The sequence below is a fragment of the Pedobacter hiemivivus genome, assembly GCF_004331685.1.
Lineage (GTDB): Bacteria > Bacteroidota > Bacteroidia > Sphingobacteriales > Sphingobacteriaceae > Pedobacter > Pedobacter hiemivivus.
This window is the reverse complement of record NZ_SJSM01000004.1, coordinates 1-19,671: the sequence shown is the minus strand read 5'-3', so window position 1 is coordinate 19,671 and position 19,671 is coordinate 1. Positions and strand designations below refer to the sequence as shown.

Genomic DNA, 19,671 nt, shown 5'->3' with positions numbered 1-19,671 from the left:
AATGTAAATTCTTATCTTTATTTACGTTTAAAAAAATCTTCCTATGAAATCTCTCTCTAAACTACTACTCTTTACATTATTGCTCTCCTCATGTGCATCTCCGCAGAAATTATATGAGAAAGGGGAGTACAGCAAAGCTTTTTATGCAGCGATAAGCGATCTTAAAAAGAACCCTTCAGATGCCAATGCTTTAAGAATTCTTCCAGATGCTTATAAGGAGGCCTCAGCAAAGTATGAGCAAGATATTATGGCCGTAAAAGGTGGTAAGGGTAGAAAGGGAGAACGACTAGCGGGGATCTACAACGGCTATTTATCGCTGCAGAAAATGTATGATGCAGTCGAAAATGCAAATCTTAAAATTGATGCTTTTACTCCCCGAAATTATACCACAGAGTTAAATCAGGCAGCATTGACCGCGGCAGAAGCACATTACAATAGAGGAATAGCTTTGCTGCAACGTAACGATCGTGCAAGTGCGCGTAAAGCTTATGACAACTTAAATCTAGCCGACAGCTATGTTCCCGGTTATAAAGATGTTATCGAAAAGAAGCAGCTGGCTCATGAAGCTGCGATTACCAATGTGATGGTGACGAAGCTGGATCAGCGTTTTGGGTATTACAACATCAATGGTAGCTTTTTTGAGAGGGATATTTTATGGAATCTAAATAACATTGGCAATTCCAATTATTACGAATTCTATGGCTTAAATGATAGGCAGCCCGGTAGCAGAAGAATAGATCAGTATATGGAGCTTTCTATGTACGATATCTGGTTCAGTAACCTGGCTAGTAATAATTACTCCTATACAGTATCCAAACAAATTCCTGTAAAAAGTGATAAAATGGCTGGAAGTGTGAGTAACATTACGGTAACTGCTACCATACGTGCCACAAGGAGGATAGTGAATTCTAGAGCGGTAATGGATTACAGAATTACAGATGCCTTTACCCACAGAACAATTGCTGCCGATCGGATTCCGGCACAATATACCTGGGAAAGGATTACTGGTAAATATACGGGAGACTCAAGGGCCTTAGGCGATAAAGAACGTGCAATTATTAATGGTGCATACAATAACCAACCAGATTATAATGAGCTATACCGGGAGCTTACCCGACAGATCATGAGTCAATTTGACTTCAGAATGCGCGATATATATCGCTAATGCTTTAAAGACTAAAACTTTATTTTTAATTTGTAGTTAATTCATAAATAATTAAACTACAATGTGTTAATTATTTATGAACTAAATATGAAATTTAAACACGCTCTACTATTTTCAGCGACCGTGCTTTTGGCCTGCACAGCTGGAAACGAAAAAAAACAAGCCGAAGCCATTGCAATTAAAGGAACCTGGCAGCTCGTGTCGGCCACTACGGTTGAGAATGGGCAAGAATCATTTACTGATTACACTAAAAATCAGCGGATGATCAAAATTATCAATGATACACATTTTGCCTTTTTGAGACATGATTTAACGCTAAACAAAGACGGTAAGAATAATTTTGATGCTGGAGGTGGAAAATATAAATTGGTCGGCGACCAGTATACAGAGTCTTTAGACTTTTATAATGATAAGAACTGGGAAGGTAAAACTTTCGATTTTAAGGTTAAAATTCAAAACGATACCTTGGTACAAACAGGAATAGAAAAGGTTGAAGCAGCAGGAGTAGACAGGGTAATTACGGAGAAGTATATCAAGGTGAAGGATAATAAGTTAGATCCCTAACTTATTTACAACATTTATGCTTTAATTTGTAATTCACAACGCCTCTCTTTTCCTTATATAAGCAGGGCGTTAGCAGGGATTATTAATGTTTAAATATTTAAAGCTTAAGTGGGAAAATAAATGGCTCCAAATGGTAGGCGATGCAGAACGCTTTTCATTGGAAGGTCGTATATTTCATGCCAATAGTATTGCTATTATTTTTGCTGTTTTTGTAACTGGGATTTTTAATTATGCCAGCTCCCTACATTTTGCAGCTTTAATTTCGGTTGTAATTCTGTTTGTTCAAATTGGCTTATTCGCATTGAGCCGATACAAAGGCAAGACCAAACTGGCCGTCATATTATCTGTAATTCAGATTAACCTCGCTATTACAATAGCATATTTTTATAATGCTGGTGCAGCAGGAAGTATAATGCTACTGTTTGTGTTGAGTGTATTCCTGACATTTCTTATTATTCCACGTAAAAAGTTAGCCTTCTGGTATATTTTTAATTTAGTATCCGTATTTGCAGCACTCGGGGTTGAGTACTTTTATCCGGACAGCATACAGCAGCATTATTCGAGTAGAGCTGAAGGCTTTGCCGATATTGCCTTTACCTACCTTCTGGTTAGTGTAATGATTGCTGTAGGTACGATCCAATTGCGTAGAAGTTATCGTGCGCAAAAAGAAAGGGCTGAGGAAAAAGCGGTGAAGCTGGAGCTGATGAACAAGGAGAAGGATAAACTTTTTTCAATCATTGCTCATGATTTAAGTACGCCATTAAATTCATTACAGCAATATCTGCAATTGCTCAACGAGATGGAGCTAAATGCCGCAGAACGTTCGGAAGTAGAGCAAAACTTATCGGCCTCCTTATCTGACGCGCAATACTTGTTAGGTAATTTGTTGGAATGGGCAAAAAAACAGCTCCATAATGCACCTATGGATTTGAAGCCTATGGTACTGTATACGCAGGTGTGGCCTACTTTACGTATGTTTGAACAGGTAGCATCAAGAAAAAGTATCTCATTAATTATTGATATTGATAAAGATGTGGCAATTCTTGCCGATGAAAACATGTTTGATCTGGTGCTGCGTAATTTATTAAACAATGCGGTGAAGTTTACCAAGTTAAACGGCAAGATTTGGGTAAATACTATTGTGAACAAAAATCACTGTGTATTAGTGATCAAAGACAATGGTATCGGTATTTCAGCAGAGCGACAAGAGGAAATATTTAGCTTAAACATAGCCTCCAGTTACGGAACGATGAATGAAAAGGGGACTGGACTAGGCCTGGTACTCTGTAAAGACTTTATTGTTCAGCAAGGGGGAGACATTTGGTTTACAAGTACAGCCGACGAGGGAACCGCATTTTATGTAAAAATGAAGCTGGCTCAATAAGCTTGTCCAGGTGTATCATTTTCAGCATACGTTTAAAATTGGTAACTTTACGATCTTGATTTTTAACAAATAAAACATCCTTTGGAACAACAATTATTAGATAGAAGCGAAAACAAATGTGAATTATGCCAGTCGGCGGGACCTCTAAAGGTATACGAGGTTTTACCTCAATCAGGCAGAACTGAAGATAACTGTATCCTAATCTGCGATAAATGCCTGGGTCAGATAGAAAAAACTGAAGGGCTGGATGTAAGACATTTGAACTGCTTAAGAACAAGTATTTGGAGTGCCGTTCCAGGTGTACAGGTAGTAACCTGGCGGTTGTTACATCATTTAAAAGACGAGAGCTGGGCTACAGAGAGTTTGGAAATGATGTATATGGACGACGAGACTTTGGCATGGGCACAAGCAGGTGCTGATGAGGATGGAAGTGACACTGTTGAGGTTCACAAAGATTGCAATGGTCAACTATTGGAAACCGGAAACGCTGTGGTTTTAACAAAAACGCTAGATGTTAAAGGTTCTTCATTGAGTGCTAAATTAGGTACTGTGGTAAAGAACATTCGTCTAGTAGAAGATAATACCGATCAGATTGAAGGTAAGATTGAGGGACAGACAATTGTAATTCTGACTAAATACGTAAGAAAACAAAACTAAAATGAACAAAGCTATATTTCTAGATCGTGATGGTGTTTTGAATCACGAGAGAAACGATTACATTACCAAACTGGAAGATTTTGAAATATTAACCTATCAGATTGCGCCATTAAAAAAGCTACATGATGAAGGATATCTTTTGATTATCATTACCAACCAGGGTGGAATTGCACAAAAACGTTATACAGAAGAGACACTTGCAGAAATGCACAAAGCCTTATATGCTAGTTTTGAAGCCCAAGGTGCATTGATTACTCATGCCTATTACTGTGCGCATCACCCGACTGTCTCTGGAGACTGCGATTGTCGTAAGCCAAAATCAGGAATGCTATTAGAGGCCATTGCAACCTATAATATTGATCCAGCACAGTCTGTTATGATTGGTGACAAGCCACGCGATGTAGAGGCTGCAAATGGGGCAGGAGTGAAAGGTATTCTGATCGCACCTGACGAACAGATTGATTATGATTTGGTAAAGCAAGTATTAGCCGGAGATAAATTCGATGTCATCTCGGAAGCTATGCATAAATAAATTACCAATAACAGATTGCTTTGAACTTTCTACTAAAGCGGTCGTCATGCTGAATTTATTTCAGCATCTCTCAAAAGAAAGGCGACTTAGTAGGTGCGAGGTCCTGAGATAAACTCAGGATGACGTGTGCAAAACACATAAAAAAAACCTTGATGATCATTTCATCAAGGTTTTTTTTATGATTGGTTTTTAAATATTATTTTCCTGAAGCCTTAGCGTGGTCAGCTAAGAAAGTAGCTAAACCGCTATCAGTTAAAGGATGTTTCAATAAAGCAGTAATCGCTGCCAAAGGAGCTGTAATTACATCAGCACCCAATTTAGCACAAGCAACAATATGCAATGGTCCGCGGATAGACGCTGCAAGGATTTGAGTAGGATATCCGTAATTGTCAAATATCAATCTGATATCTTCAATTAAGACTAAGCCATCCGTAGAAATATCATCTAAACGACCTAAAAAAGGAGAAACATAAGAAGCTCCCGCTTTAGCAGCCAATAAAGCCTGTCCAGCAGAGAAGATTAAAGTACAATTGGTTCTGATTCCTTTTGAAGATAGATATTTAATTGCTTTAACGCCATCTTTAATCATAGGGATTTTAACAACGATTTTAGGATCTAATTTAGCTAGCGCTTCACCTTCCTTAATCATTTCCGCATAAGTTGTTGAAATAACTTCCGCGCTTACGTTGTCATCTACAATAGCGCAAATCGCTTTATAGTGGGCAATTACATTGGCATCGCCAGTAATACCTTCCTTAGCCATAAGACTTGGATTAGTGGTTACACCATCTAAAACACCAAGGTCTTGTGCTTCTTTTATCTGGTCAAGATTAGCTGTATCAATGAAAAATTTCATGTTGTTTAAATTAGCAAATTGGTTAACGTATAAATTCTATCAAATATTTTCGCCTAAATTAGGCAATTACATTGAGCTCTTTTAAGAAAAATTGAATAATAAGGGGGATGTTCCAGATTTACTTCTATTGAAAAAAGTAAAAAATGGGCAAGCACCTTTTATCGCATCGCTACAACCTTCTACCCTTGCTTCGTTCCCGCCCTGGGGGAGTTCAAAGGGAGCTGATCGTAAAAGACTTGCCCGCCACAAAAGTAGGAAAAGAGTTTAGTCTACCAAAGAAAAATGCATAAATATTTAAGTTCTTTTAGTAGAAAAGACCTAATCAATTGAGGGTAAATAGATTGAAAGGATAAAAAAAATAACAAATTATATTTACTAGTTTTATAATTCAATTATCAAGGTAGGAGCCGGCAAATATTGCGATCTGATGGCCTGATGCAAGCTTATGAAAATCAATTCTAAATAACAGGATTGCTAATGTCATAATTTCAATCGTTGCATTTTATCAATATCGCAATGTAGGTGGGATTAATTTTAAATATGTTGTATATATCCTAAAAAATATATAAATATTATAATTCGTCATTTTTTATTCGTATCTTAGTGTCCTAAATACACTATACCAAACTATTATTAAACGGAACTTATGGAATTAACACAAGATAACCAAGGGTTATACGACCAGCGTTTTGAACATGATGCGTGCGGCATCGGATTTGTAGCTCACATTAAGGGCAGAAAGTCGCAACAAATCATTTCGGACGCGATAACCATTCTTGAAAATCTTGATCACCGCGGGGCAGTGGGAGCCGAAATCAATACTGGAGACGGTGCTGGTATCATGATACAGATACCTCACGAATTCCTGTACGATGAATGTCTTAAAATCGGATTCAGTCTAAATGAATCAGGAGATTATGGCGTAGGGATGCTTTTTTTACCGAAAGATGTAAAAGCAAGAGAAGAATGCAGAGAGATTATTTACAGGGCAGCGGAAAAGCTTAACCTTGAAGTCTTAGGCTTTAGAAAGGTGCTGACCAACACCGAAGGTATTGGCGATATGGCCTTATCTGTAGAGCCAGAAATGGAACAGGTGTTTATTGCCCGTCCTTATGAAATTGCTGCAGGTGCAGATTTTGAACGTAAACTATATGTATTCAAAAACTACCTGTCTAAAACCATTAACACTACTGTAAAAGGTATTAATGGCGAATTTTATATCGCTTCTTTTTCTTCCAGAACCATCGTATATAAAGGTCAGCTTACTTCATTACAAGTTAGATCATACTTTACCGAATTAGGTGATAAGCGCGTAGTGTCGGCATTTGGATTGGTGCATTCCCGTTTTGCAACCAATACATTCCCTTCATGGAGATTGGCACAGCCTTTTAGATACATTGCCCACAATGGTGAGATTAATACCCTACAGGGTAACCTAAACTGGTTTAGAGCAAGCGTTAAGTCTTTCGCTTCTCCATACTTTACACCAGAAGAATTAAATATTTTACTTCCTGTTATAGATGAGTCGAACTCAGATTCAGGATGTTTAGATAATATAGTAGAATTATTACTGCACTCAGGCCGTTCATTACCGCATGTATTGATGATGCTGATCCCAGAAGCATGGGACGGTAACGACGATATGGACGAACTGAAGCAAGCTTTCTATAAATTCCATGCAACTTTAATGGAGCCATGGGATGGACCGGCAGCAGTTTCCTTTACAGACGGTAACCTAATTGGTGCTACCCTCGATAGAAACGGTTTACGCCCGCAAAGATACGCCATTACTGAAGATGACCATGTAATTATGGCTTCTGAGGCAGGCGCTTTAGCACTTGATCAAAGCAGAATCATTGAAAAGGGTAGGTTAACCCCTGGTAAAATGTTTGTGGTTGACATGGAGCAAGGTCGTATCATCAGTGATGCTGAAATTAAACAACAAGTTTGTAGTAGAAGACCTTATGGCGACTGGATCAATCAATATCAAATCAGACTGGAAGAACTTCCTGAGCCTAGATTGGTATTTAGTGGTTTATCTCAGGAGTCAATATTTAGGTATCAGCAGGTATTTGGTTATAGCAGAGAAGATGTAGATCTGATCTTAAAACCAATGGCCAGAGATGCTAAAGAGGCAATCGGTTCAATGGGTACTGATATTCCATTGGCAGTTCTTTCTCAGAAACCACAGCATTTATCTTCATACTTTAAGCAATTATTTGCACAGGTTACCAATCCACCAATCGACCCGATCAGGGAAAAAGTGGTGATGAGCCTTGCAGGCTTTATGGGTAATAATGGTAATATATTGGAAGAAAACGCCCTACAGTGTCACTGTGTGGGTATTAAACACCCAATCTTAACCAACCACGAGCTGGAGAAACTAAGAAGTATTGATACTGGTGTATTCCAATCTAAAACCTTGCAGACTTACTTCAGAGCTGATGGTAAGCCAGGTGCTTTGGCAAAAGGCTTGGACAGACTTTGTCGCTATGCAGTTGATGCGGTTGAAGATGGTTTCCAGGTGATTGTATTGTCTGATCGTGCATTGGATTCTGAACACGCTGCTATTCCTTCTTTATTGGCTGTTTCTACAGTACACCATCACTTGATCCGTAAAGGATACAGAGGTGCTGTAGGTATTGTAGTTGAAGCTGGCGACGTTTGGGAAGTGCATCACTTTGCAACTTTAATCGGTTTTGGAGCGACGGCAGTAAATCCTTACCTGGCTTTAGAAACCATTACAGGTTTCCAAAACGAGCTAGGTGTTAAACCTGAAAAACTAATTCAGAACTATATCTACGCTACCAACAATGGTTTGTTAAAGATCTTCTCAAAAATGGGAATCTCTACTTTACAATCTTACCATGGTGCGCAGATATTTGAAATTCTTGGCTTAAATAAAAGCGTGGTAGACAATTACTTTACCGGTGCTGTATCAAGAATTGGTGGACTAGGATTGGATGAGATCGCTAAAGAAACTTTAATTAAACACAATAGGGTATTTAAGTTGGCTAATCGCCCAGACCCAATATTACCTACAGGTGGTAACTACAAATGGAAACGTAAAGGTGAGCAGCATTTGTTTAACCCACAAACGATCCACTTGTTGCAAAATGCGACTTGTAAAAAGGATTATGGTGTTTACAAACAATACTCTAAACTGGTAAATGAGCAAACCAATCAGGCGTTTACCATCAGAGGCTTATTCGAATTTAATTACAATCGTCCGGCTGTTCCATTGGAAGAAGTTGAACCGATTGAAGGTATATTAAAACGTTTTGCTACGGGAGCTATGTCTTTCGGCTCTATTTCTCACGAAGCACACTCAACTTTAGCGATTGCCATGAACCGTATCGGTGGAAAAAGCAATACCGGTGAGGGTGGTGAAGATGAGTTGAGGTATGACCTATTGCCAAATGGCGATTCTATGCGCTCTGCGATTAAGCAGATTGCTTCGGCTCGATTTGGGGTAACTAGTTATTACTTGAGCAACGCTGACGAGTTACAGATTAAAATGGCGCAAGGTGCTAAGCCTGGTGAAGGTGGACAATTACCTGGTGAGAAAGTGGATGACTGGATCGGAAAGGTTCGTCATGCTACGCCTGGTGTAGGTTTAATTTCTCCGCCACCACACCATGATATTTATTCTATTGAGGATTTGGCACAGCTGATCTTCGATTTGAAAAATGCCAACCGCGAAGCGAGAATCAACGTTAAATTGGTTTCTAAAGCCGGCGTAGGTACAATTGCAGCTGGTGTAGCGAAAGCACATGCTGATGTGATTTTGGTATCTGGATTTGATGGTGGTACTGGAGCTTCTCCATTAACCTCTATACAACATGCTGGTTTACCTTGGGAACTTGGTTTAGCTGAAGCACATCAGACATTAGTTAAAAACCGCCTACGTAGTAGAGTTGTATTGCAGACAGATGGTCAGCTTAAAACTGGTAGAGATATCGCGATAGCTACTTTATTGGGTGCTGAAGAATGGGGTGTGGCTACTGCTGCTCTGGTAACTGCAGGCTGTATCATGATGCGTAAGTGTCACTTAAATACTTGTCCAGTTGGTGTAGCTACACAAGATCCTAACTTAAGGAAGTTATTTACAGGCGAAGCTGATCATGTGGTAAACTTGTTCTATTTCTTAGCAGAAGAGTTAAGAGAGACTATGGCTGAGCTTGGTTTCAGAACAATCCAGGAAATGGTTGGACAAGCGGATGCACTTAGTGTTCGTCCTATTGAAGAAGCTGACTGGAAATTGAAAGATCTTGATTTGTCTGCTATCTTATATAAAGCGCCAGACAATGGATTGAGCTTATATCAAACTGAAGTACAGGATCATGGATTGACTGATGTATTGGATCATGAACTGATTAAAGCTGCACAACCAGCATTGGCGAGTAAAGAGCCTATATATAAAGAGTTTGAGCTGAAAAACACGAACCGTGCGATTGGTACCATGCTTTCTAATGAGGTTTCTAAGGTCTATAAGAGTCAGGGTCTACCTAATGATACCATTAACTTCAAGTTTAAAGGTTCTGCGGGACAAAGTTTCGGTGCTTTTGCAGCTAAAGGTATTTCGTTACAACTGGAAGGTGAAGCGAATGATTACGTTGGTAAAGGACTTTCTGGAGCTAGATTATCGATCTATCCTTTCAGTGAAACTAAGTATGTACCTGAACAAAACATTATTATCGGTAACGTAGCACTGTATGGTGCAACATCTGGTGAGCTTTTTGTACGTGGACAGGCTGGTGAGCGTTTTGCGGTAAGAAACTCTGGTGCTACTGCGGTAGTTGAAGGATTGGGTGACCATGGTTGCGAGTACATGACCGGTGGTGAGGTACTTGTGATTGGCGGTACTGGAAGCAACTTTGCAGCTGGTATGAGCGGTGGTGTAGCTTGGGTTTATAATACTGCAGGTGATTTTGCCAGCAAATGCAATAAGGAAATGGTAGATCTTGATCCGCTTGACGAACAAGACGAACTGAGAATTAATGTATTACTGAAAAGACATATCCAGCTTACAAATAGTGATTTAGCTAAGTTTATCTTAAATGATTGGGCAACTCAATCTGCACACTTTATCAAAGTATTCCCTAAAGAATACAAAGCGGTGTTGCAAAAAAGAGCGCAAACAGTTAAAGTATAAGCCAAAATCAGATCACCAAACAATGAAGATAATAATGACCATCACTAATAATTCAAATATATAATAATGGGAAAAGTAACCGGATTTTTAGAGTATGAAAGAACTGCTCCTGTAAAAGAAGATGCTAAAGCTCGTTTGAAACATTATAATGAGTTTGTAGAAGCTTTTGAAGCTGAACAGGTAAATACACAAGCAGCAAGATGTATGGATTGCGGAGTACCATTTTGCCAGTCGGGATGCCCGCTTGGTAATGTGATACCAGAATTTAACGAAGCTGTATATAAAGGAGATTGGCAGCTGGCATCAACTATTTTGTTGAGCACCAATAACTTTCCTGAGTTTACAGGCCGTATTTGTCCGGCACCCTGCGAGTCTGCATGTGTGTTAGGTATCAACAAATCACCTGTATCTATTGAAGAAATAGAAAAACACATTATTGAGATTGCTTTCAGTAAAGGATATATCAAAGCCGAACAACCTTTAATCCGTACAGGTAAAAAGGTAGCGGTGATTGGCTCTGGTCCGGCTGGACTAGCAGCAGCTGCGCAATTGAACAAAGCAGGACATGAGGTAGTTGTTTACGAACGTGACGATACACCAGGTGGCTTGTTAAACTATGGTATTCCTGATTTTAAACTACAAAAAGATGTAGTAACCAGACGTATTGCACTGATGGAAAAAGAAGGTGTAGTGTTTAAATGTAACTCCAATGTAGGTGTAAATGTTGAGCTGAATACCTTGCTTAGAGATTTTCAGTCGATCATTCTTGCAGGTGGTTCTACGATTCCACGTGATCTTCCTGCTAAAGGTAGAGAAGCTAAAGGAGTACATTTTGCAATGGACTTTTTGAAGCAGCAGAACAAAAGAGTTAAAAACGTTAAGGTTGAAGGCGAAGATATTTTGGCAACGGGTAAAGATGTGATTGTAATTGGTGGTGGTGATACCGGATCTGATTGTATTGGTACATCAAACCGTCAGGGTGCTAAATCGGTAACTCAGTTTGAGATTATGCCGATGCCATCACAAAGTCGTACCGATAATATGCCTTGGCCAACTTATCCGATGCTGCTTAAAGTAACGTCTTCACATGAAGAAGGTTGCGAAAGAGGCTGGGGTGTAAATACTAAGGAGTTTATCAAAGACGAGAACGGAAACCTTAAAGCGGTAAAAGTTGTTGATGTGGAATGGGATATCGATGCTACTGGTCGTCCTTTGAACTTCAAAGAAAAACCAGGTACTGAGCGTGATTTACCTTGCCAGTTGGTATTATTGGCCATGGGTTTCTTACATCCACAAAAAGAAGGCTTAATTGAAAAATTAGGTGTAGAAATAGACAACAGAGGTAATGTGAAAGCGGAAGAAGGTAAATACCAAACCAATATTGCTAAAATATTTGCTGCCGGTGACATGCGTCGCGGACAATCATTAGTAGTATGGGCTATATCTGAAGGCAGGGAAGCTGCACGTAAGGTAGATCAGTATTTAATGGGACATAGCAGTTTGCCATCAAAAGACGGCATTCCATACGCGTAATAGATCGTCATATTTTAACCAAAGCGCCTGTATCATTATCGTGATACAGGCGCTTTTTTTGTAATATTACGCTAACACAATCCTGACTATTGTTTACGAAAAGTCAAAATGTATAAGTATGAACTAAGCCTGACAAATAGTTTTTTCTAAACTGCGTGCTTTGCAGGTATATGAGAACATTTTTCCTTTTTTTTATTAGTATAATATTAGTCAGCTGTAATCATTTTGAATTTAGTCCCAACCAAACCTTTGATAGTGTATCATTAAAGGATATAAATGCCAATAATTTAAAGCGATTAGGGACAGGTGTAAATGATGATACAGTAAAATTTATTTTAACAGGGGACAGTCAGAGGTCGCGCGATGAAACAGTTAAACTTTGCAAAGCCGCAAATGCTATAGATGGAATTGACTTCGTAGTACTTAATGGCGATATCACTGAATTTGGTGTTCTTAAAGAGATGTTGTGGATTTCGCGAACACTTGAAGATTTGACCATGCCTTACATAGCCGTGATTGGAAATCATGATGAAACGGGTAGAGGCAAAGAGTCTTTCAGGAATATGTTTGGTGAATTAAACTATTCCTTTGTTTATGGTGGTATTAAATTCATTTGTCATGATTCAAATAGCCGAGAATATAATTTCAATGGACAAGTCCCAAATATGCCATGGATGAAAGCCCAGCTGCAGCCAAGTCCAGATGTTACAGGTTGTATAGCAGTTTCGCATATACCAGTCAACTCTATAGACTTTGACAGTAAGCTGAAAGATGATTATATCAATTCTTTTGCGCAAACACCGGGCTTTCTTGCCTCTCTGAATGCCCACACGCACAATTTTGAAGTGTTTTATCCTGATAACTCAGGCATTCCGTATATCGTGACCAGTTCTATGGATAAGAGAGAATTCTTAGTTATACAAATTGTAAATAATAAATTAAGTTTTGAGCGTGTACCATTTTAAATTTAGAGTAGTTTTTATATTGTTGCTGATAGGCCGCGGCTTAAACGTTAATGCGCAGCAGCTTAAATTCCTAATTCCTGACGAGGCAATTATACAATATGCCGGTAGCATCGGCTATTTAAGTGCTGGTGCTGGGTATGAGATATTCGGCAATAAACGCGGTAACTTGTCTTTTCATTATGGGTATGTACCCGAAAGCAAGGGTGGCGAACTACATATTACCACCATAAAATTGGCGTATAAACCATGGGAAATTCGTTTAAAGGATTGGGGGAAATTGTATCCCTTTAATCCTGGATTTTTTGCCAGTTATACTTTTCACAAGGATCTGGGCGTCCTTTTTCCTAAAGGACAATATCCGGGTGATTATTATTACTGGTCCGAGGCAATTCGGCCACATCTCTCTTTTAATACTGAACTTGAGATAAAACCACCGAAAGCCTTAAAAAATAGCGGCATACGTGCAATGGGTGTTTATATAGAGACAAATACAAATGATTTTTATCTCATCAATTACCTGCAGAACACATCGGCACTTAGAATACATGATATTTTTCAGCTTGGAATAGGGCTAAGAGTTAAATTTTAACGACATAAACAGAAATGCCCCGATAAACTATCGGGGCATTTTATCTCTGATATTTTACAACCTTAATTTAGCAAAGAAATCCCAAAGTACGATTCCGGCTGAGATCACGATATTAAAGGAGTGCTTTGTGCCAAATTGAGGAATTTCAATACATTGATCAATTTGCGCCATCACTTCATCACTTACGCCATTTACTTCATTACCGAAGATTAAAGCATACTTTTCATCAGTAGAGGGCTTGAAAGTGTTTAACATGGTACTTCCAGCTGCTTGTTCTATAGCTATGATTTTATAACCTTCAGCTCTTAAAGCGGATACAGCATCCAGTGTAGTTTCGAAATGTTTCCAGTTTACAGACTGAGTTGCGCCTAATGCTGTTTTTTCTATTTCTCTGTGTGGAGGTTGTGCAGTAATGCCGCACAAATAAACTCCTTCTACAGCAAAACCATCACCGGTTCTAAAAACAGAACCGATATTATGCATACTGCGTACATTATCAAGCACTACAACTACCGGAAGCTTTTCCTGTTCTTTAAACTCTTCAATACTCACACGATTCAGGTCGTCTAATTTTAATTTCTGCATGGCGCAAAAATAAAATTAAATTACCGAAGCACCAGTACCAATTTCACTGATATAGATTGTTGGAGCGTAACCAATTCTATCTGTATAAAAATCAGTTAGTTTTTTAGTAAAATCATCTTCCTGACCTTTTTTAAGCAGAGCGATGGCGCAACCACCAAATCCAGCACCCGTCATACGTGCACCAATTACATGTTCGTAATCTGAACAAAATTCAACTACAGCATCCAATTCGGCACCAGTAACTTCATACAAATCCTTCAAAGATTGGTGAGAAGCATACATTAAACGACCAAATTCTGTTAAGTTACCACTGTTTAGCGCTTTTGCGGCCTGGTTAACGCGATCATTTTCATTAACTACGTGCGTTGCGCGGTTTAAAACAATTGGGTCTGTGATCAGGTGATTGTATTCATCAAATTTATCAGCATTTAGTTCACAAAGGTTATTCAAGGAAATCTCTTTGTTTAACTGCTTTAAAGCGGTTTGGCATTCCGCAACACGTTGGTTGTATTTAGATTCAGCCAGTTTACGTGGTTTGTTGGTATTTATAATGGCTAATCTATAGTTTCCAAGGTTACAGTCAACAATTTTATAATGAAGCGTATCGCAATTCAATACAATAGCTTTATCAGTTTCGCCAAAGGCAACGGCAAACTGATCCATGATACCACAGTTTACACCTATAAATTCATTCTCAACTTTTTGTGCAAGTAAAGGGATTTCTATTTTTTCGTAGCCTAGATTGAAATAAGAATTTAAGGCATAAGCCATTGCCACTTCAATAGATGCAGAAGAAGATAATCCTGATCCGATAGGGATGTTACCAAAAAACAACAAGTCCAGACCTGTAGTTAATGGATACTTTTTTATGATTTCATTAAAAACACCTAGTGGGTAATTATACCATTCTGCGCCAGTTTTGGTATAGCTGGATTGCACTGGAAATTCATGCTCTTCTGGAAAGTTTAAACTTTTAAATCTGATTACATTATCCTCGTTAGGAGCCATGCTTAGCCAGGTTCCAAGGGTTACTGCACAAGGCATCACAAGCCCGCCATTATAATCAATATGTTCTCCAATTAGGTTTACACGACCAGGGGTAAAATAATTTGCAGTTGGCTCATGCCCGTATTTTTCTAAGAACTTACTAATTAATTCCGTTTTCATTGTAATATTTTATGTTTGGTTTTGGTTTTAAGTTAAAGTATTGATAGTATTGTTAGTTCATAACAAACGCTCCTAATATACAATTTATGGAAACAAAGCTGATCAAGACTGGAAAATTTATTGATGAAAAAGAGGTCTTAGCAATAGAACTGACAAATATTCATGGCACCTATGTTAAAATATATAATTATGGGGCGATTATAGGTAAATTTGTAGTTGCCAATAAGAATGGGGAAAAGCAGGATATTGTTTTAGGTTTTGATGATGTAGATCAGTATACAAGCGATGAATATTTAAATAGCTACCCATTTTTTGGTGCTGTAATAGGACGTTATGCCAACCGGATTAAGAACGGAAGGTTTAGCATCGATGGCGCAACATATCAGCTTTCGCAGGCCCAAGGTGGCGATTGTTTACATGGAGGTGATGTCGGTTTTGACCGTAGGATGTGGGAAGTATTATCTACAATTGATCCGAGTGTTACGCTTCAATATGTAAGTCCTGACGGAGAGGAGAATTTTCCTGGAAACTTAACTGTACAGCTCACTTTTAAATTGACCGATGAAAATGAGTTGATTTTAGATTTTAAAGCGACTACCGATGCGCCTACAGCTGTAAACCTTACTCATCATGGCTATTTTAATCTAGCACCACAGGGTGGATCTATAGCAAATCACATACATAGAATGCCTGCAAGCAATTATCTGGAGCAAGATGATAATTATGTGGTTACAGGGAAACTAATCCCTGTGGAAGGAACAATACATGATTTTCTTGGTGATAAAGCGATAGGGCGGAATTGGGATCCTACAGAAGGATATGATCAGACTTACGTTTTAGATAAGCCCTATGGCGAGCTTACATTAGCTTCGGAAACTTCGGAAGAAACTGGTGGACTAAAACTCTCAGTTTATACAACCGAGCCTGTAGCTCATTTTTATACAGCTAAATATCTGGAGGTTAAAGGCGGCAAAGAAGGCAAGGATTATCATCCTTATGAGGCGTTTTGTGTAGAAACACAACATCACCCAAATGCGATTAATATTCCAGCTTTTCCAAATACCATTTTAAGGCCAGGGGAAAGCTATAAACAAACTACAATTTACAAAATAGAACATAATTAATGAAGGTTGATATTTGGTCGGATGTAAGGTGTCCGTTTTGTTATATAGGCAAAAGAAAGTTTGAAATGGCATTGGCCCAATTTGAGCATAAAGATGAAGTAGAGGTGGAGTGGCATAGTTTTGAGCTAGATCCGAATACTACCACTATATTGGATAAAAACGCTTATGATTACTTAGCCGAACGCTATGGCAAGAGTAGGGAATGGTCCGTAGAAACGCATAAACACGTTGCACAAACCGCAGCCGAAGTAGGTTTAACTTTTAACTTTGAACAGTCGGTAATTGCCAACTCTTTTGACGCCCATCGTCTTATTCAGATGGCTAAGCAGAATGGCGCGGGGGATTTAGTTGAGGAAAACTTGTTTAAAGCTCATTTCACAGATGGTAAAAATATTGCCGACCATGAGGTTTTACTTCAAATTGGTAAGGATAGTGGACTAAATGCGCTGGAAGTTGAAGTTATGCTGAAAAGCGATGATTTTACTGATGAAGTGAGGTATGACGAGAAAACAGCTCAGGATCTAGGAATCACAGGTGTTCCTTTCTTTATTTTTGATCAAAAGCTAGCGGTTTCTGGTGCACAACCACCTGAAACATTTTTAGGCGCAATGATTAAAGCTGGAGAAGAAGCTAAATAATACCAGATAAAACAATCGTATTAGCATGAATTGATAAGGAAACAATAGGTCTCTTTATAAGAACATGGATTTAACTACAATGTAACAAGGATGTAGTAGGGGCTTAAGAGGAATTTGTCCCTGTTATCCCCCTGTTAAGTCCCTGTATGATCCCTGTTATCTCCTTGTTATATATTTCTTTAAACAGAGGACTTACCGAGTTTATTACGCTCTTGCCTCTAGGTTTTATTAATTTTTAGTTAATTTTTCATTTTTTTCTTTGATGATTTAGCCATTGGATTAAATTCCAGACAGAGCTCCACCCAATATTTAAGTTTCTTCTGATTGTCAAACGCGGTATCTTCAACGTAGACATAGTCTTTCATGAGACGGCCGTTGTTCATCATATTGCGGCAGCTGCCTTTTTCTAGTTCTATATCCACTTTTTCTGCACCGATACGACACAGCAGTTCGGTCCCTGAGACGCAGATACACATTTTATCATCTACCATAAAACATATTCCACTAAACATTTCCTTTTCAGTTACATCTTCACGATCGAAGAGTAGCTCTCGGACACGATCAGCTAGTTGTTCGTTATAAGCCATAGCTTTATAATTTTAATGATAGTTCTAATTCAAATTTAATGAATATATGGGGAAATCGATTCGCTTAAATAGATCGCTTTTGTTTCCCTACAAAGGCTGAAGTTGGCATACTCGGTCTTAATCTTATGTAAGAATATTCCTACTATTAATGTTAAGGAGTATGATCCTCTTAAGATGAGGCTGTTTTAATTGAGAAGGTACCAGAGTATCAGTGAACCTACAACTAGGATAAGGAATATATAATAGTTGCTGCGCTTTGACAGCGAATCCCACAAAACCTCTTTTTCTGTTAAAACATCCTTCCAGTGTCTTAAGTCCTGCTTTCTTCCACTTGTATCTTTAGGTAGCTTGTCCATACTTAAAGGTACACAATTGAAAGAAATAACAATATGGGAATAATTTTAGCGAATCACCTTACATAATATTGTTTAATTACCATTGCAATTATTCATTAAAACTAATTGTATATGAACGAACGATTTAAGGATTTAAATTTCCTAACCAGTGAAGTAGCAGAGTATCTTGGATCCCAACTTTTCTTTTCGCCTCGTGCCATTGAAGACTACCAGAAGACTTGGCGCCGAATCCGATTCTTTATGGATTCAATAGGCTACCAGCATTATTGCTCTGATGTCGAAAAGGAACTTTTTCAGTATCGAACATCAAAGAACCCCTCTTACTTCATTTAACTTCATTGTCATCGAAACAGCGCTGTTTTCTACCCATGCCTTGTACTCTTCAATCGCTTGCAGCCTGATGTCATTGTCCAAATACCCCTCATCGACCATTTGTGTTGATCCCGCAACCAGAGCCCAAATCCCAACTTTAGCATTAAAGTGTGGATGACCTCTCTCATAATGCTCGTCTGAATTCATTTTTTCAATGGAACTCAATCCTATTTCCGCTAACAAGGTAGTCAGATCATCTGCTATGCCATTGTTCATTCCAGCATCCGATCTCCATTTCAAAAACGCATTATAAAAAATACGCATGCTTTCAGGAGGTTCTGGAACCCATTCTAAGTTGTTGTGGTTATAATCCAGGATCGAAATCTTACCACCTGGTTTTAAAAGCGATTTCATTTTTAACAACGCTTCTTTAGGATTACTGAGCCATTGAAGCACTCTCGCCGAAACGATCAAGTCATATTGTTCATCAGGCTGAAAGTCAAAAAGATCAACTTGTATCAATTCCAAGTTTATTATCTCTTGATATGTCAATTTGCCACTATCGATAAATTTGGCCGTATTGTCTATTCCGGTTACTTTGCCTGTTTTACCAACCAACTGCGCAATATCTTTAGAAATCGCCCCTGTTCCGCAACCTATATCCAAAACCGACATCCCTTCTTTTATGATCGGTGCAAGATTGCGGTAGTCACCCTTTAGAGTTCTATTGTCAAATATCTTTGTACCTGTTTGTCCGTCCCGTTCAATATGTTTATTACTCATCAGTTGATCTGCGCTTAGTACGTAAAGTAGTTTTTTTTTGCAGATATTCAAAACCATGGTTTAGCACATGCAGGTTTCAAAAGGACGACTCCTAGAAGGAGTATTTAATTATTTCCTTAAATTTAGGGATGATCGGTTCAGCGGAGAGACAGATGGAGAAGGTAACCTGCTATAGTATTCAGAATATTATGTAAAGTGTTAAAGGATAAATATATTGAAAATCAGCAAATTAAAGGAAAGTCTTCGTATAACCATATTCTTTACATAATTCTCATCCTAGCGAAGAACTGGAACCTGGTAGAGAAGATGTATACCTTACACGTAAACTACAGGAGGGAAGTAGACTACTTGCGGATCACTTGATCGTGAGTAAAAATGCTTTCTATAGCTTTGCTGATGAGGGGTTGTTATAGAATTTACGGATCAAGCGGAATTCTTGGGGGGAAGGAAATTTAAGCATAGATTTTAGATAGTCTGAATAGGAAAAATTTAACATCTCTGACCCCTCTGGAAGTTGCTCTGAAAGCTTTCACCTTAGCATTGAACGATTCTGCAGAAGCATTTGTACTCCTGTTGACAAAGAAGTTGACGATGGAGAAGCGATGTGTTTGAATAGATCTTGCCACGGTTTTAAAAGCTTCAATTCCACTATCTTCCACATGATTGTACCATAAGGCTAATCTGGTAAAAGCAAGATCTCTTTGCGTACAATTCTTAAA

Annotated in this window: 17 protein-coding genes, 1 other RNA gene and 1 pseudogene; 12 read left to right on the top strand and 7 right to left on the bottom strand. The window is 38.6% G+C overall.

The annotated features are described in order from the left end of the window. Positions 1-43 precede the first annotated feature (43 nt). The 5 genes from EZ444_RS08535 (at position 44) to EZ444_RS08515 (ending at position 4,302) form a co-directional block, all read left to right on the top strand. On the top strand, positions 44-1,165 hold the full coding sequence (locus EZ444_RS08535) for a hypothetical protein (RefSeq protein WP_131608319.1): 1,122 nt from the start codon (positions 44-46) through the stop codon (positions 1,163-1,165). Positions 1,166-1,252: 87 nt separating this feature from the next. After that, the gene (locus tag EZ444_RS08530) at positions 1,253-1,729 is read left to right on the top strand and encodes a hypothetical protein (protein ID WP_131608318.1); all 477 of its coding nucleotides are present in this window, start codon (positions 1,253-1,255) and stop codon (positions 1,727-1,729) included. 85 nt (positions 1,730-1,814) lie between these two features. Then, positions 1,815-3,113, top strand: a complete 1,299-nt coding sequence (locus EZ444_RS08525; RefSeq protein ID WP_131608317.1) for a sensor histidine kinase — start codon at positions 1,815-1,817, stop codon at positions 3,111-3,113. Positions 3,114-3,194: 81 nt separating this feature from the next. Further along, on the top strand, positions 3,195-3,770 hold the full coding sequence (locus tag EZ444_RS08520; RefSeq protein ID WP_131608316.1) for a PhnA domain-containing protein: 576 nt from the start codon (positions 3,195-3,197) through the stop codon (positions 3,768-3,770). 1 nt (position 3,771) lies between these two features. Beyond that, positions 3,772-4,302: a D-glycero-alpha-D-manno-heptose-1,7-bisphosphate 7-phosphatase gene (locus tag EZ444_RS08515; protein WP_131608315.1), complete on the top strand. Its 531-nt coding sequence runs from the start codon at positions 3,772-3,774 to the stop codon at positions 4,300-4,302. A gap of 196 nt (positions 4,303-4,498) precedes the next feature. Here EZ444_RS08515 and fsa read toward each other — a convergent pair whose 3' ends face one another. Both fsa and ffs read right to left on the bottom strand, forming a co-directional pair. Further along, positions 4,499-5,158, bottom strand: coding sequence for a fructose-6-phosphate aldolase (gene fsa / locus EZ444_RS08510; RefSeq protein WP_131608314.1), 660 nt, complete (start codon positions 5,156-5,158; stop codon positions 4,499-4,501). A 142-nt stretch (positions 5,159-5,300) separates the two neighbouring features. Then, positions 5,301-5,400, bottom strand: an RNA gene (ffs, locus tag EZ444_RS08505) — signal recognition particle sRNA small type. 404 nt (positions 5,401-5,804) lie between these two features. Between ffs and gltB the strand changes: the two genes are divergently transcribed. The 4 genes from gltB to EZ444_RS08485 all read left to right on the top strand — a co-directional run bounded on the left by gltB (position 5,805) and on the right by EZ444_RS08485 (position 13,400). After that, complete coding sequence (gene gltB / locus EZ444_RS08500) at positions 5,805-10,313, top strand: glutamate synthase large subunit (RefSeq protein ID WP_131608313.1); 4,509 nt, start codon at positions 5,805-5,807, stop codon at positions 10,311-10,313. Between the two features lie 66 nt (positions 10,314-10,379). Beyond that, entirely contained in the window at positions 10,380-11,846 is a 1,467-nt protein-coding gene (locus tag EZ444_RS08495) for a glutamate synthase subunit beta (RefSeq protein ID WP_131608312.1), read from the top strand. Between the two features lie 170 nt (positions 11,847-12,016). Then, the gene (locus EZ444_RS08490; protein ID WP_131608311.1) at positions 12,017-12,811 is read left to right on the top strand and encodes a metallophosphoesterase family protein; all 795 of its coding nucleotides are present in this window, start codon (positions 12,017-12,019) and stop codon (positions 12,809-12,811) included. Then, positions 12,798-13,400: a hypothetical protein gene (locus EZ444_RS08485; RefSeq protein ID WP_225874674.1), complete on the top strand. Its 603-nt coding sequence runs from the start codon at positions 12,798-12,800 to the stop codon at positions 13,398-13,400. The genes EZ444_RS08490 and EZ444_RS08485 overlap by 14 nt, the downstream gene beginning before the upstream one ends. A 54-nt stretch (positions 13,401-13,454) precedes the next feature. Here EZ444_RS08485 and EZ444_RS08480 read toward each other — a convergent pair whose 3' ends face one another. Together EZ444_RS08480 and EZ444_RS08475 are read right to left on the bottom strand one after the other, a co-directional pair. Then, entirely contained in the window at positions 13,455-13,985 is a 531-nt protein-coding gene (locus EZ444_RS08480; protein WP_131608310.1) for an RNA methyltransferase, read from the bottom strand. A gap of 15 nt (positions 13,986-14,000) precedes the next feature. Next, entirely contained in the window at positions 14,001-15,152 is a 1,152-nt protein-coding gene (locus EZ444_RS08475) for a galactokinase (RefSeq protein WP_131608309.1), read from the bottom strand. Between the two features lie 86 nt (positions 15,153-15,238). Between EZ444_RS08475 and EZ444_RS08470 the strand changes: the two genes are divergently transcribed. After that, positions 15,239-16,276, top strand: coding sequence for an aldose epimerase family protein (locus EZ444_RS08470; RefSeq protein ID WP_131608308.1), 1,038 nt, complete (start codon positions 15,239-15,241; stop codon positions 16,274-16,276). Further along, positions 16,276-16,914, top strand: a complete 639-nt coding sequence (locus EZ444_RS08465) for a DsbA family oxidoreductase (protein WP_131608307.1) — start codon at positions 16,276-16,278, stop codon at positions 16,912-16,914. The genes EZ444_RS08470 and EZ444_RS08465 overlap by 1 nt, the downstream gene beginning before the upstream one ends. Positions 16,915-17,153: 239 nt before the next feature. On the opposite strand, the gene EZ444_RS08460 is transcribed toward EZ444_RS08465, so the two are convergent. Both EZ444_RS08460 and EZ444_RS08455 read right to left on the bottom strand, forming a co-directional pair. After that, positions 17,154-17,501 (bottom strand): TfoX/Sxy family protein, encoded by a 348-nt coding sequence (locus EZ444_RS08460; protein WP_131608306.1) that lies wholly within the window; start codon positions 17,499-17,501, stop codon positions 17,154-17,156. Between the two features lie 662 nt (positions 17,502-18,163). Beyond that, a complete protein-coding gene (locus EZ444_RS08455; protein ID WP_205945234.1) occupies positions 18,164-18,952 on the bottom strand; it encodes a class I SAM-dependent methyltransferase in 789 nt (262 codons plus the stop codon). A gap of 275 nt (positions 18,953-19,227) precedes the next feature. Here EZ444_RS08455 and EZ444_RS27840 point away from each other — a divergent pair. Beyond that, positions 19,228-19,365: pseudogene (locus tag EZ444_RS27840) on the top strand (JAB domain-containing protein); the annotation flags it as partial. Between the two features lie 39 nt (positions 19,366-19,404). On the opposite strand, the gene EZ444_RS08445 reads toward EZ444_RS27840, so the two are convergent. After that, positions 19,405-19,671 (bottom strand): transposase (locus EZ444_RS08445; RefSeq protein WP_165503563.1); only part of this gene is annotated, 267 nt, incomplete at its 5' end.

Bases quoted from the DNA above. Each gene is read 5' to 3' on its own strand.
- EZ444_RS08535 (WP_131608319.1), top strand. From the start codon at position 44: ATGAAATCTCTCTCTAAACTACTACTCTTTACATTATTGCTCTCCTCA.
- EZ444_RS08530 (WP_131608318.1), top strand. From the start codon at position 1,253: ATGAAATTTAAACACGCTCTACTATTTTCAGCGACCGTGCTTTTGGCC.
- EZ444_RS08525 (WP_131608317.1), top strand. From the start codon at position 1,815: ATGTTTAAATATTTAAAGCTTAAGTGGGAAAATAAATGGCTCCAAATG.
- EZ444_RS08515 (WP_131608315.1), top strand. From the start codon at position 3,772: ATGAACAAAGCTATATTTCTAGATCGTGATGGTGTTTTGAATCACGAG.
- fsa (WP_131608314.1), bottom strand. From the start codon at position 5,158: ATGAAATTTTTCATTGATACAGCTAATCTTGACCAGATAAAAGAAGCA.
- gltB (WP_131608313.1), top strand. From the start codon at position 5,805: ATGGAATTAACACAAGATAACCAAGGGTTATACGACCAGCGTTTTGAA.
- EZ444_RS08495 (WP_131608312.1), top strand. From the start codon at position 10,380: ATGGGAAAAGTAACCGGATTTTTAGAGTATGAAAGAACTGCTCCTGTA.
- EZ444_RS08490 (WP_131608311.1), top strand. From the start codon at position 12,017: ATGAGAACATTTTTCCTTTTTTTTATTAGTATAATATTAGTCAGCTGT.
- EZ444_RS08480 (WP_131608310.1), bottom strand. From the start codon at position 13,985: ATGCAGAAATTAAAATTAGACGACCTGAATCGTGTGAGTATTGAAGAG.
- EZ444_RS08475 (WP_131608309.1), bottom strand. From the start codon at position 15,152: ATGAAAACGGAATTAATTAGTAAGTTCTTAGAAAAATACGGGCATGAG.
- EZ444_RS08470 (WP_131608308.1), top strand. From the start codon at position 15,239: ATGGAAACAAAGCTGATCAAGACTGGAAAATTTATTGATGAAAAAGAG.
- EZ444_RS08465 (WP_131608307.1), top strand. From the start codon at position 16,276: ATGAAGGTTGATATTTGGTCGGATGTAAGGTGTCCGTTTTGTTATATA.
- EZ444_RS08460 (WP_131608306.1), bottom strand. From the start codon at position 17,501: ATGGCTTATAACGAACAACTAGCTGATCGTGTCCGAGAGCTACTCTTC.
- EZ444_RS08455 (WP_205945234.1), bottom strand. From the start codon at position 18,952: ATGAGTAATAAACATATTGAACGGGACGGACAAACAGGTACAAAGATA.